Source organism: Microcoleus sp. T2B6 (genome assembly GCF_036700475.1).
Taxonomy (GTDB): Bacteria; Cyanobacteriota; Cyanobacteriia; order Cyanobacteriales; family Microcoleaceae; genus Microcoleus.
This window is the reverse complement of sequence record NZ_JAUBOZ010000010.1, coordinates 13,254-25,041: the sequence shown is the minus strand read 5'-3', so window position 1 is coordinate 25,041 and position 11,788 is coordinate 13,254. Positions and strand designations below refer to the sequence as shown.

Annotated in this window: 16 protein-coding genes; 4 read left to right on the top strand and 12 right to left on the bottom strand. The window is 45.0% G+C overall.

Annotated features, from left to right (window positions below):
• Positions 1-56: 56 nt before the first annotated feature.
• The 4 genes from QUA00_RS06830 to QUA00_RS06815 form a co-directional block, all read right to left on the bottom strand.
• On the bottom strand, positions 57-602 hold the full coding sequence (locus QUA00_RS06830; RefSeq protein WP_333409200.1) for an AAA-like domain-containing protein: 546 nt from the start codon (positions 600-602) through the stop codon (positions 57-59).
• Positions 603-637: 35 nt separating this feature from the next.
• A complete protein-coding gene (locus QUA00_RS06825) occupies positions 638-1,156 on the bottom strand; it encodes a hypothetical protein (RefSeq protein WP_333409157.1) in 519 nt (172 codons plus the stop codon).
• 184 nt (positions 1,157-1,340) lie between these two features.
• Positions 1,341-1,466 (bottom strand): hypothetical protein, encoded by a 126-nt coding sequence (locus QUA00_RS06820; RefSeq protein ID WP_333101647.1) that lies wholly within the window; start codon positions 1,464-1,466, stop codon positions 1,341-1,343.
• Between the two features lie 151 nt (positions 1,467-1,617).
• Entirely contained in the window at positions 1,618-2,253 is a 636-nt protein-coding gene (locus QUA00_RS06815) for a L,D-transpeptidase (RefSeq protein WP_333409156.1), read from the bottom strand.
• An 811-nt stretch (positions 2,254-3,064) separates the two neighbouring features.
• Here QUA00_RS06815 and QUA00_RS06810 point away from each other — a divergent pair.
• Positions 3,065-3,565, top strand: coding sequence for an autotransporter (locus QUA00_RS06810; RefSeq protein WP_333409155.1), 501 nt, complete (start codon positions 3,065-3,067; stop codon positions 3,563-3,565).
• 319 nt (positions 3,566-3,884) lie between these two features.
• Positions 3,885-5,231, top strand: a complete 1,347-nt coding sequence (locus tag QUA00_RS06805; RefSeq protein ID WP_333409154.1) for a sorbosone dehydrogenase family protein — start codon at positions 3,885-3,887, stop codon at positions 5,229-5,231.
• Between the two features lie 65 nt (positions 5,232-5,296).
• Here the strand turns inward: QUA00_RS06805 and QUA00_RS06800 are convergent, their stop codons facing one another.
• From QUA00_RS06800 to QUA00_RS06780, 5 genes are all read right to left on the bottom strand, one after another.
• Positions 5,297-5,752, bottom strand: coding sequence for a DUF6575 domain-containing protein (locus QUA00_RS06800; protein ID WP_333409153.1), 456 nt, complete (start codon positions 5,750-5,752; stop codon positions 5,297-5,299).
• A 236-nt stretch (positions 5,753-5,988) separates the two neighbouring features.
• A complete protein-coding gene (locus QUA00_RS06795) occupies positions 5,989-6,555 on the bottom strand; it encodes a DUF924 family protein (RefSeq protein ID WP_333409152.1) in 567 nt (188 codons plus the stop codon).
• Positions 6,556-6,837: 282 nt separating this feature from the next.
• Complete coding sequence (locus tag QUA00_RS06790; protein WP_333145280.1) at positions 6,838-7,194, bottom strand: peptidoglycan-binding domain-containing protein; 357 nt, start codon at positions 7,192-7,194, stop codon at positions 6,838-6,840.
• Between the two features lie 129 nt (positions 7,195-7,323).
• Positions 7,324-7,962: a ThiF family adenylyltransferase gene (locus QUA00_RS06785; RefSeq protein ID WP_333145281.1), complete on the bottom strand. Its 639-nt coding sequence runs from the start codon at positions 7,960-7,962 to the stop codon at positions 7,324-7,326.
• A 47-nt stretch (positions 7,963-8,009) separates the two neighbouring features.
• Entirely contained in the window at positions 8,010-8,855 is an 846-nt protein-coding gene (locus QUA00_RS06780; protein ID WP_333145282.1) for a hypothetical protein, read from the bottom strand.
• Between the two features lie 136 nt (positions 8,856-8,991).
• On the opposite strand from QUA00_RS06780, the gene QUA00_RS06775 reads away from it, so the two are divergent.
• A complete protein-coding gene (locus QUA00_RS06775; RefSeq protein ID WP_333309265.1) occupies positions 8,992-9,384 on the top strand; it encodes a DUF4189 domain-containing protein in 393 nt (130 codons plus the stop codon).
• A gap of 143 nt (positions 9,385-9,527) precedes the next feature.
• On the opposite strand, the gene QUA00_RS06770 is transcribed toward QUA00_RS06775, so the two are convergent.
• On the bottom strand, positions 9,528-9,869 hold the full coding sequence (locus QUA00_RS06770; RefSeq protein WP_333039029.1) for a hypothetical protein: 342 nt from the start codon (positions 9,867-9,869) through the stop codon (positions 9,528-9,530).
• 312 nt (positions 9,870-10,181) lie between these two features.
• Here QUA00_RS06770 and QUA00_RS06765 point away from each other — a divergent pair, with 312 nt between their 5' ends.
• Entirely contained in the window at positions 10,182-10,544 is a 363-nt protein-coding gene (locus QUA00_RS06765) for a DUF433 domain-containing protein (RefSeq protein WP_333409151.1), read from the top strand.
• Positions 10,545-10,617: 73 nt separating this feature from the next.
• On the opposite strand, the gene QUA00_RS06760 is transcribed toward QUA00_RS06765, so the two are convergent.
• Positions 10,618-11,244, bottom strand: coding sequence for a Uma2 family endonuclease (locus tag QUA00_RS06760; protein WP_333145285.1), 627 nt, complete (start codon positions 11,242-11,244; stop codon positions 10,618-10,620).
• Between the two features lie 63 nt (positions 11,245-11,307).
• Entirely contained in the window at positions 11,308-11,763 is a 456-nt protein-coding gene (locus tag QUA00_RS06755) for a type II toxin-antitoxin system prevent-host-death family antitoxin (protein ID WP_333145286.1), read from the bottom strand.
• Positions 11,764-11,788: the final 25 nt, after the last annotated feature.

Below are 11,788 nucleotides of genomic sequence, written 5' to 3'. Positions count from 1 at the left end.
TGAAATACTGTTGATACCAATTATGCAAATGTGAAACCTCATTGTCTCGCTTCTGGCTATAAAAAATTAATTACTACTCCTACAGAAAAAGGCGGATTGTGGTCTTGAGAATACACAATTACCAACCGCAGTTTTTCCCAAGTCTTGTTGTTTGCAGCCTTATTACGCCAAGCTTTCAGCAATCGAAAAAAGTCGTCATCGCTCGCTCGATCTTCAAGAATCAACTCCACGTTATACAAGACCAAGACAAGGGCGGTTGGGATTTTCGGTAACAGGTATTTTTCAAAATAGTCAGTACAGTTCATGTTGCTCGATCTTTCTCCCTGCCAAGACTCAGCTAGTGTATTTTGTAGCTGAAGTTCCGACGTAATTTGGGCACAGAACCACTGCAATAACTGATCAGAGTTGGTTAAATCATTGTTTGCAAACTGAAAGTTCACGCGAACTGCTTTATAGTTTTTCGGAGTGTGAACCTTGATAATTTCATTGGGTATTAAATAGATTGTGGCCCTGGGTCTGGAAGTTTTTACGCGTATTAATGCCCCTGGTTGCTCAATCGCCTGATAAAGTTGTGAGCGTACAACTGATGGTTCTTGGGGAATTGATGGCGTTGTTTCACTAATCCGCTCATCAATTATTACTGGTGTGGGTGGAACTGGTTGATCTTGTTGTACTCTTTTTTTTTTAAGAGTTTTTTAATTCCCGCAAATACCCTTTTCAAGGAGATTTCTGTATCTAGTTCAAGCTCATAAGACATAATCCCAGGTATAAAAGGCAGAGTGGCTATCAGCTTACCTGCTGCAGGTGTCTGCGGTTCATTCACCTTGTCGAGAATCTTCTGCAACTTCTGCATAAACTCATCGGGATATTGATTAGGTTGGCTTTGAATCAGTTTTACTTCCTCCACAACCTTAACAATGGCGTGACTCGCAGCCACTTCGTCCACGCAATCGGGTGGTTCTTCCGCCAAAAGCGACCAATACTCCTCCTCGTACTTGCGAATTTCTGGTAAAACTTCCCGGCGAAGTCTTTGCTTTATCGAGTTTTTTTCAAAGATATCGTTAGCATAGGCACGACGCTTTTGTGCCTCACCGAGAGTTTCATATAACGAATCCAGAATATTTTCTAAGTCAGCTAACCTTTGCTTTGAGTTCATGCAAGCCTAACTCCTGTTAAATTAACGATATATCGTAGTCAGCTTCACCATTACTAGAAGCAATAGCTGCTGATACCTTGTTTTGTTTGTTACCTTAATCTTTTAGTATTATCATTGAGTCGCACAACCGATCCGGAGGGTAAAGAAATCTTTAGCCAATTCTGTGCTGACATTGGTGCGGTATTCAAAATGCGGTACCAACGGGGAAAATGCCCGATCGCTTTTCAACTATCCAACCAGCCGCCAAGGTGCGATCGAATATTTGGTCAAATCCGGGTTCGTTACTCGATCCCTCGGCGGTTGAAACCACACCCCTTGATCCCTCGGCGGTTGAAACCGCTACTATACAAACGAAGTCCGCCTACGCGGACTAAGAAATTCTTCAGTCCGCGCAGGCGGACTTTGTATGTGTAGCCGCGATTTCAATCGCCGGGAATTGATGTTTTTATACTTGCTAATAACTAATGCTCAACTATCACCGGTGTGCCAACTACGACTTTCTCAAATAAAGCCTGTGCGTCTTTATCAAACATTCTGACACAACCGTGAGAAGCCGCCCCCCCGATCGACTCTGGATTCGGAGTACCATGAAAACCAATCACATTCTTGCCATCCGTCCAAAACCCCATCCACCTACTCCCTAATGGATTGTCTGGCCCAGCAGGAATAAGTTCTCCTGTCCAAGGATTTTGCCAAACGGGATCTTTGATCATTTGCATAACTTTAAAATTGCCGGTAGGAGTTTCCCACCCGCCTTTTCCCACAGCAACCGGGAAACTGGTTTGCACCTTATTTCGTCGGTAAACATAGACGCGGCGTTCTCGCAATTTCAGCACTAAACGCACTTCCTCAATAGGATTTACCGCAGGATTTGGTTCCTGGGGAAGATAACGAAATGGTTCTCCCAAGGGCGGCAGTTCTGGGGCTCCGAGATTCGGCAATTGTGTCTCGGAGGTGGGCCGCTGCGCTGCGATCGCACTATTACTTGAATTAGCCACAACTTCGGCCGTCGCCTGCTGCTGTATGCCCACCGACAGCGCGGCTGCACTCAAGCTAAGCACAACTAGCTTATTAAATAAAAATTTGCTGTTCACCATTTTTTTGTTCGCTAAACTCCTAACCAGCAGTTCCTACAAAGTTCCTATCTAATTATCCGCCAACCGCACCCGATCCGAAAAATTTTGATATGGCTTTTTGACCAAGAATTTCAAAGGTGGTACCCGCCACGTGATTTATCCGTGGAATCAATCCCAAATCCAAAATCCTTGCATCCTCAAGCCCCCGGATTTATCCGTGGTGTCAATCTAAAATCTAAAATTTAAAATCTAAAATCGAATGACGGCAACTGCGCTGCACAGTTTTTAGTTGAAATTCCACCACCGATCACTTGTAACTCAACACAAAGCTTAGGCAATAATACCAAAACAACAAGGTTTTTATAAGCTGCTCAGTCGAGTTCCGCAATAGAATGTCGTTACAAAACCCGGTTTAGGCGTACATCTTGCCAGAAAATGATTAAATTTTACCTCCGACTAATTTGATTTTTTAGCAATGACCAGCGGGCGATCGAGTATTCAAACTATGGCGCTGCAGTATCCGGCAAGCACAATCTGTCTTTGGGTAGAGTTCCTCCCAGCAACAGTTAGGTCTGCGGAAAAAAACTGCTACGGTCGCTCGAATAAACTCAATATATCACGGCAACACTCTAGAGATGCAAACCGCTGAACTTGTTGTAAATCGGGAACTTATGATGTAAAATTTAGTCTTTCAATACTTGTTCGATAATCTTTTTTTGAGATTGTCATAAATTTCCTACTCTGGGGATTAAACTGGATTAGGTATAGAAGTTGGGACTTTCGTGCAGCGGAAGCAAACCCAACCCTGAATAGCAGTTAATGTGAGGTTTCAATGCGTCTTCAGAACATCAAATTATTGACAGGTGCAACACTGTCGGTGCTAATTTCGGCGGTCTCAGTACATCCTGCGATGGCTAACCCTGCAACTCAAATAGCCCAAACGCAGACCACCACCACAGCAAACACTACAACCATTGTCGGTTTTGTCAAAGATATTGTCGGCGATGTAGTAACTATTCGCGAAGAAAACGCGCCGTACAGGACTCTCAGGATTCAAAGATGCGTCCTGAGAATTATTGGCCTAGTACCGGGAATGAAAGTCAGAGCCACCGTCGCCGGATCTCAGATACAAAATATCGCGGTGATCCCCGATTATAAGGTCGTAGCCACAACGGTTGCTCGTCCCGCAACCCCAGCACCAGCACCGCGTCCGGCTCCAGAACCGCCACCGCGTCCGGCTCCTCGTCCGGCTCCTCGTCCGGCTCCGATGCCGGCTCCCCGTCCAATTCCGGCTCCGGCTCCTCGTCCGGCTCCTGTGAGAGGACTTTGGTAGAGCTAGGCTATACTATTTTCGGTTTTTGATTTTGGATTTTCGATTGGGAATTGGCAATGACAATCAAGCAATTTGATCCGGGGCCCCCGGATTCATTCGTGGGGTCGCGTTCTTCAATCTAAAATCTAAAATCTAAAATCTAAAATCTAAAATCGATTGACTGATCGAGCTCAAGGTTTGGATCGCTGGCCTACAATTGCATTGTTTTGTACAACTGGTATCAGTAAATAAAATTAAGCCACCGCCTGCGCGGTGGCTTAGCTGTTTAATAGCAGTTAGAATAATAGAATTGTCCAGCAATTGTGGAGAAATCGCTGCTATGTATTACCTGCATTTCTTGCTGCTAATTCTGCTGTTGCCGATGATTGCGTGCGATCGAGCTACAGATGCGATCGCCCCTGCTGTGGGCGACAACAGCCCCGTCTCGCAAATTCCCTCCCGTGCACCGGTGACAAATGTTGGGACAAATCAAATTGTACCGACCAAACCGCTGTCGCCGCAGCCAATCCGTATTGTTGCAACTTCTTTGCCGCAGCCAGGAGCCAGCGAAAGCGCCTCAAAACCTCCTCAAGTAATACCGATTCCCGCATCGCCAGTGCTGCGAGTGCCTCCTGGCTTTGTCGTCAACGTTTTTGCTGACAATTTAGACGCTCCCCGATGGCTAGCTGTGACGCCGACAGGCGATGTTTTGGTAACAGAAACCCGGCAGAATCGGATTACGCTGTTGCGAGATGCCAACGGCGACGGGGTTGCTGAGGTTCGCAAGACTTTTGCAAGTGCCCAAAACGGGTTAAATATTCCCTTTGGCATGGCTTTTGCCGATCGCTATTTTTTCCTAGGAAATACCGCTGAAGTCCGCCGATTTCCCTACACAAAAGGGCAGGAACAATTAACTGGTACAGGTCAAAAAATTGCCGATTTACCGGGCGGCGGCTACAACCAACACTGGACGCGAAATGTTGTCGTTTCCCCCGACAATAGCAAGCTTTTCGTCTCAGTTGGATCGCAGTCTAATGCCGATGTCGAACCGCTGCCGAGGGCGTCTGTTCAAGTCATGAATTTGGACGGCAAGAACCAGCAAATTTTTGCTTCCGGTTTGCGAAATCCGGTGGGATTGGATTTTCACCCAAAAACCAATCAACTCTACACGACAGTCAACGAACGCGACGGTTTGGGAGATGATTTGGTGCCGGATTACTTGACAAGAATTCGTCAAGGTGAGTTTTACGGCTGGCCTTACACTTATTTTAAGCCGAATTTGCTCGACCCGCGACACGCCAGAAATGGCAATAGCGATCGACCTGATTTAGCTGCTAAAACATTAATGCCAGACGTGCTGTTTCATGCGCACTCGGCCGCTTTGGGGCTTCAGTTTTACGACGGCAAAACGTTTCCCAAAAGATTTCTCAACGGCGCATTTGTGGCGTTTCGCGGCAGTTGGAATCGGAACGCTGGAACTGGTTATAAAATCGTGTTTGTACCTTTTAATGCGGCGAACGGACGCCCTCAAGGTTATTATGAGGATTTTCTGACTGGTTTTCTCACAGATCCGTCGGGCCCGAAAACTTGGGGGAGGCCGGTTGGTTTGCTGGTTTTACCTGACGGGAGTTTGCTGTTTACCGAGGAAGCGAATAACCGGATTTATCGGGTGCAGTATCGCCGCTGAGGATTGGGCGATCTATTAGATACCGACTTTTTCAAGAAGTCGGGGATCTGGTTTTTTAGTCAGCTTCAAACCTTGCTCAGTTGAGATTCGCCGGAAATTTCTTGAATAATTAATAACCTATCTTGTTCAGCAGTTTCGCGATTTAAATCAGACAGTTCGTAATAGGAATCTGTTTCGGGCAAGTAGATTGCCGGTAAATTTTCAGGCAGAATTAAATAAGTGTTTTTCACCTGTAAATCATTGTCTATATCTAATGAATATAGAAATCCGTCAACAGGATTTACAATTAACTCGTGCAATGAAACTTGTCCCTCTATGTAAAGCTTGAGAGTTAGTTGTGCAACTCTGAAAACCAACCAGCGATTGTACAAATTATCTACATCGCACCAAGAATAAAGATAGCTATCGCCGTATTCATTCTCAAAAAGCGATAGTAGCGGGCCCTCGAAATACTCTAAATTGACTATGCTTCTGAGAGTTAGAGGAAATTTACTTAGTTTAAATCCTATTAATTGTTCCATATATTCCAATAGGGTTCAGTTAAGCCCGATCCCGCCGGCGCCTAGGGCGGGCACGGGGGCACCGCCCCTACGAAGGGGGGGACAAGAACTTACTCTTGCGTCCCCCAACAATCAGGGGGATTTAGGGGGATATCGCCCGGAATAAACAGTTTTAACCCAAGCGTATTGCCATATATTCTTGGTGTTTGAAGCACATATTGATAATTTAAGTAGCCTAAAGGTTTTGCGAGCGCGCTTTAAAATCCCGAACCGGGTTGTTTCAGAAACTCGGCTTCTTCGGGAGTTGTTTCGCGGCCGAGAATTTGATTGCGGTGGGGAAATCTCCCAAAACGCTCGATTATTTCTAAATGCTGCATCCCGTATTCAATGAGTGAATCGCTGTCAGGTTCGCCGCTGAGTTGGCGAAATAGTTCGACAGATTTTTGCTGGTTTTCTAAATTTTCGCTGTGTTGAAAAGGCAGATAAACAAATAATTTTTGTACAGTCAGCAATTGGCGATCGAATTTATTATTAACAGCGTATTCGGCGGTGGCTAAAGCTTTGTTGTCTGTGGCGAATGCTTGAGGCGTTCCGCGAAACATATTGCGCGGAAATTGATCGAGCAGTATAATTAATGCGAGGCAGTTGTCGGGGGAATCTTGCCATGAGTCGAGTTTACCGGAGGCGGCTAGTTTGTATTGCGGCAGAAAGCGCGATCGCACTTGGGCATCAAAATCCGCATCTTTTTCAAACCATTTCTTTTGAACTTTGCCAAACTCAGGAGAGTTCGATCGACCAAACCAAAAATCTAAAACTTCATTCATTAGCAATCTAGTAGGCGATTGATTGTTGATTAAAGCTTCTGTGTCTGTAGTTGCACAAAATGCGCTATCTGTCCAACTACAAACCGCAGCGATTAATGATTAGCAATGATGACTCCACCCAAACACAGGTACTTGCTTTCCGAGGCTATCGAGGGTCTAGAAAAAAAATTAGATTACAGAGTTTAAGCTTCCAGATTCATCTGTTATCGAGTAAATCTAAAATCTAAAATCTAAAATCTAAAATCGACTGACTTAGGAACCTTTGTTGTCCGGTGCTTAAAGTTACAAACTAGCAAACAGTCTGTCCCAAGTTTTGCCTCCCACAACTCCGTCTACAGGAATATCCGCTTGTCGCTGAAATCTTTTCACTGCATCTTCGGTTGTCGGACCGAACACGCCATCAATTACGATCGGGTGTGGGGACAATCCCCGCGCGTTCAACAACTTTTGCAGTTTCTTCACATCGTGCCCTTTCGAGCCGCATTTTAAAATCCTTTTATGGTGTTTCACTGCTGGTTGATGGCAATCATCAGTGTGGCAAACTGCGGAGCCTGCTGCATAGTTGGCTCTACTTGTGCCAGTCAAAACTAATAGAGCGAGAATTGCTAGTAAATAATAAAAAGTCTGTGTTCCGGCCATACTTTCCCTGTTAAATTTTCAAGCGTTTTTTGTAATTTGGACGATTGTTTGAGGGTGAGAAACCGGGTTTATAGGATGGGGGCATCCAATCTTGATTGACCAGGTTTCTGGCAACAGTCAACCGACATTCTACAATATAAGTGGCTTTACTGCAAAATCTCCGATCGTGCAAGTTAAATTTTGTTGCTGTTTGGTAGCAGCAAAGGTAACAATTACTTCGCAAGCAACTGCAACCGTCAGCATTACCAAGTTTCGCGCCAGCGGGTAATCGCAAACGTCATCATTCGCCGCTGAAGGAACCCGATAGTGTTGGTTCCAAATTATTTCGGAATAATCGGCAGCTAATCCGACGTGCACGCAGGGAAGGGAGGCACTCGCACAGTAATCCTTGACTGCTTGCCGCCCGACACTGTTATCAAAAGTATCGATGACTGTGGCGCTGTTGGCAAGCAGCCGATCGGCATTTGCGGGTGTCAATTCTTTTGAGTGCGCGTCAATGCTGACTCCCAAAGCCCGGTAGAGGTTGTTGGCGAGAATTTTGGCTTTGAATGCGCCGATGTCCGATCGATAATAGGGTTGAGTGGAAAGGTTGCGTTCCTCGATGCGATCGCGATCGATGACTTTTAACTGACAAAAGCCCGATCTCGCCAGACTTTCTGTAATATTCGCACCCAAAGCGCCCGCCCCGCACACCGTTACCGGGAAATTTTTGATCTGCGACATCACTGCGGCACTTCTGTAAAGTTGTTCGTGAAAAAATATGCTCATGGTCAGTAGTCAGTAGTCAGTAGTCAGTAGTCAGTAGTCATTATTTCCTATCTATCTTCAACTACTCCAACCAATGATTGCAAGTCGAAGTCTTTGTCCAATCCGCTGAGACAAATGCCAGCACTCATAACTGTCAAGTCATTTTTGGCGATCGCAGAAGTGTGATGTTCTCCAGTCCCGCTAGTCCATTCAACCAGCCAATAATGTTTGCGATCGCAAAAATCCCGCAATTCACCGCCACCCATTTTTAGCGCCCGCTGCAAGCGCTGTTGATCCCGCACTTTCGGATCGAAATCTTTAATATTTCGGGACACCAATTCGTAAACAGTTCGCATTTCCGGCGTCATCCCTTTAAAGCGAACTTCTTGAGGCAAAATCAACTTTTTCAAAGCAGCTTTTAAGTTCTCAGACTGCCGCGGATCGGCGCGCCTGTCAATCTCTTCAAACCACAAACAATGACCGTCCCACCGCGCAACGATCTGCTCAAACTGCGAACCTTTAGTTACTAAATGCACTGCTACGGGTTTCGCAACACCAGTACGCTGTTTAGCATCAGATTCATTAACAGGATAAGCCAGCCACGTTTGCCCTTGCAGCACGCAGGCTAAGTGCAAGCGAACGGGTACGAGCAGTTGCAAATACTCTGCCACTTGCGGCAAAATCGGCTCCTCAATTACTGCAGCAATTTCCTCATTAATCGGCCTAAAAATCGCCCATCCTTCAAAGTTGCGCGGCTGCGGTTGAAAAGTATAAACCATTGAGCTAACTCTTACCCGCACGCTTCCCCCGCGCACGCATGGAGCCAGGAATTGGGTATCGAGTAGCTGCCCTTCTTGGGCAGCGAGTTGGCTGAGGATTTTGCGGATATCTGCCACTGAATTGACCTCCATCATCTTACTTTTCGTTACCTAAAACACTTTTAATTTAAAAGAAATATAAAGATTGTTTAACACTATTGACAGGACTTAATCTCCTAATCTAATATTGAGCGAACCTCGCAACTTAACCTGGTAAATATCGTAAGTAAATATGCTGAAAAAGCTTTTTTCTAAGTGGGTTGTAGTCACAGCTTTGACACTTCCTCTTTTTGGCTCAGTCCAGGTAGCTAAAGCTCAGGACAGCTATGGAGCTACTGCTTATTCTCCGACTTCTGACGCCACTGGTATTAGTTGGGATTATGCTACAGAGAAAGAAGCACTAAACGCTGCAGTAGCCGTCTGCAATGAACAAAGCGGAGGTGCTAACGATTGCGAAGCGCTGACATCTAATAGTAATAATTGTGGAGCGATCGCAGTAGGCAAAGGAGGAGCCGGTGCGGGCTGGGGCGACGATCAAGCCGCAGCAGAAGCTCAAGCTCTCGCCGGTTGCAGCGAACTAGAGGGCGGCAGTTGTAAAGTGCAGCTTTCAGCTTGCAACAACTAATTAAACTGATAAAAATCGGTGGAAGAGGTGTATATGTTGGCTGCTAAAACAGCTTAAAAAATAGTAAATGTATGGTGTGCATTGCACACCATACCAAATACAACTCAGCTAAAATTAGGGTACGCAATGCACACCCTACGCAGTTAATCTCCTACTTCGGAAGTAACTGCATCTGGTGGCAGCAAACTTTCTAATCTATCTTTAGACCAATATTCAGTAGGGTAAGCCAGTGCAATAATATCAGAGAGTCGAATCAGCCACGTAACTTGTCCGTAAGCATCGATATGTTCCGCCTGTTCGTTAGGGGGAACTATCACCAAAAGTTCCACAAACTCCCCGAACAAATTAATCGGGATGCCGCCGAAACTGCTATTATTTGTTTTAATCCAAACTTTGCTGCCTCGATCGAGAGCTTCTTGGAGTCGCTGGCAGAGCAAACTGGATTTTTTGACCTGGGATTTTTTGGCTTTCGACTTTTTTCCCATAGTTTTAAGTAGTTAAAGTAGTTGTATTGTGGATTGCACAGTGGGTTGCACAGTTCGTTAGACAGTGGGTTAAGATCTAGTGCGCTCGCGGTTTGGTATTGAAACGGACTGAAGCAAAAAGGTATCTCGCCCCGTCCCTACCCCATTACTCTAGTCTATAAGAAAGTGCTGTACTGCGATCGTAATAACAATTTAATGGCAAAATCGCGAAATGACACCAGTTCCCAAAAAATGCGACTCTAGCCAAGCTTCAAACCCTTAATTCATCAGTGATTCCCAATCTAAAATCTAAAATCTAAAATCTAAAATGGTATGACCTGCGGTGGCACTGTTACAAAGTCAGTCAACGATATCCGTGTTTCTACTGTGTCCAAATGCAGTATAATCGGCGGAATCTTCCCAAATCGTTTAAGTAAAACAATGGACTGGCGAAAGCTCATTCATCCAAACCCGAAAGCTTCAACAAGTCAACCAGCAGCGCCAGAAACTCGATTGTCTGTAGAATTTTTGCTAGGGCTCTTTGCTGCGGGATGGACTCAACAGCAGGTGTTAGAAAAATATCCCGCACTGACTTCGGAAAAGTTACGCGCTGCTTTGGCTGCTGCGGATTCCCACTTAGTCTCAGCCATCGCTAATCCAGAATTACAAGAAATTATTGATCAAACTAGAGAATAATTGAAAAAAGGTAAAAAGTTGTTGCTTGAGGATATTGAGGGAGATGTTTGGTAGTAAAGAACGATATTAAATCTCAGCTTCCCCTTAAATTTTCTCTAACTCTTTCCCGAAACTCCAACACAGCCTCAAGGGGGTCAGGCCGTTGTACATACTCTGCAATCACTGATAAATCCAAATTCGGCAGCAACTCGCTTTGCTGCATTTTTTCATATTCCTCTCCCCGAAGATGATAAACCTCAAAGCGACGATTTTTCCAGAACCAAACCTCTGTGATTCCGAGCTTTTTGTAAACTGCTAACTTGTCCAGGCCGCCACTGCTGAGTACAACCTCGATCGCCAAATCAGGAAATTCTTTTTCTGTACCGATACAATAGCACTCGTCCGGTTCTGTACCGCCCTTTTTTGCTTGAATGCGGAAGGTAGTTGAACCCAATCCCCAAAACCTAGTCCGTGTTTCTTGAAAATACGCTTCTAGCAGCATCCCAATATTGGTTTTATCTCGATCGTGACGGCGACTTGGGGACATAATTTCCAGCACTTCATCTAAATAAGTAACCCGATACCAAGGACTATCTCCCAGTTGAGTCAGTAATTGTTCATACTGTTGCCAACTTACCCCACTGGTAATAAATCTTTCCACGGGATCTTCGGTAAGAAGCTCTAGTTCGTTTGCCAAATCTTTGATTAATATTGAAGTCACCAACAGCTCCTCCCAAGTTTAGAGTATAGTTGAAGATTGTGATGTAAATATCTACCTAAAAAATTACGATTCTGTTTCTGTGAATTGTCGCTGATGCTGACGCATTCCTCCTAGCATAGCTTGCTGTAAGGGATCTAGTCCATCTGCATAATCATCATTGATGCTGTCTAGCAGTTGTCGATCGCGATCGGTTTGTAAGCTGTTACTAGCGATCGCTACCTTATCCTCAGTATCATCCTCTTCATCAAGCCCAAATTTTTTGCAAATTTCATCGAGTGTCTGAGGTTGAACAACTCTTGCTTTAGCTCTCTTTAATGCTGTCAGCAAACGAGTTGCATTAACGGGCGATCTCAACAAATAAAGAGTTTCTAGCAAACTTTCTAATTCGACCTCAGACATCAAAACCGCATTTTTGCCGTTAGGTCTAGTAATAACTATTACTTCCCCCGTTTCAACAGTGCGGTCGCAGAGATTTTCTAAATTTGCTTGAGCTTCAGCATATGTAATCTCAGTTGACATAAAATTCTAACTCCCACTAAATTAA

Coding starts and splice junctions, on each gene's coding strand:
- QUA00_RS06825 (WP_333409157.1), bottom strand. CDS start 1,156: ATGAACTCAAAGCAAAGGTTAGCTGACTTAGAAAATATTCTGGATTCG.
- QUA00_RS06815 (WP_333409156.1), bottom strand. CDS start 2,253: ATGGTGAACAGCAAATTTTTATTTAATAAGCTAGTTGTGCTTAGCTTG.
- QUA00_RS06810 (WP_333409155.1), top strand. CDS start 3,065: ATGCGTCTTCAGAACATCAAATTATTGACAGGTGCAACACTGTCGGTG.
- QUA00_RS06805 (WP_333409154.1), top strand. CDS start 3,885: ATGTATTACCTGCATTTCTTGCTGCTAATTCTGCTGTTGCCGATGATT.
- QUA00_RS06800 (WP_333409153.1), bottom strand. CDS start 5,752: ATGGAACAATTAATAGGATTTAAACTAAGTAAATTTCCTCTAACTCTC.
- QUA00_RS06795 (WP_333409152.1), bottom strand. CDS start 6,555: ATGAATGAAGTTTTAGATTTTTGGTTTGGTCGATCGAACTCTCCTGAG.
- QUA00_RS06790 (WP_333145280.1), bottom strand. CDS start 7,194: ATGGCCGGAACACAGACTTTTTATTATTTACTAGCAATTCTCGCTCTA.
- QUA00_RS06785 (WP_333145281.1), bottom strand. CDS start 7,962: ATGAGCATATTTTTTCACGAACAACTTTACAGAAGTGCCGCAGTGATG.
- QUA00_RS06780 (WP_333145282.1), bottom strand. CDS start 8,855: ATGATGGAGGTCAATTCAGTGGCAGATATCCGCAAAATCCTCAGCCAA.
- QUA00_RS06775 (WP_333309265.1), top strand. CDS start 8,992: ATGCTGAAAAAGCTTTTTTCTAAGTGGGTTGTAGTCACAGCTTTGACA.
- QUA00_RS06770 (WP_333039029.1), bottom strand. CDS start 9,869: ATGGGAAAAAAGTCGAAAGCCAAAAAATCCCAGGTCAAAAAATCCAGT.
- QUA00_RS06765 (WP_333409151.1), top strand. CDS start 10,182: ATGACCTGCGGTGGCACTGTTACAAAGTCAGTCAACGATATCCGTGTT.
- QUA00_RS06755 (WP_333145286.1), bottom strand. CDS start 11,763: ATGTCAACTGAGATTACATATGCTGAAGCTCAAGCAAATTTAGAAAAT.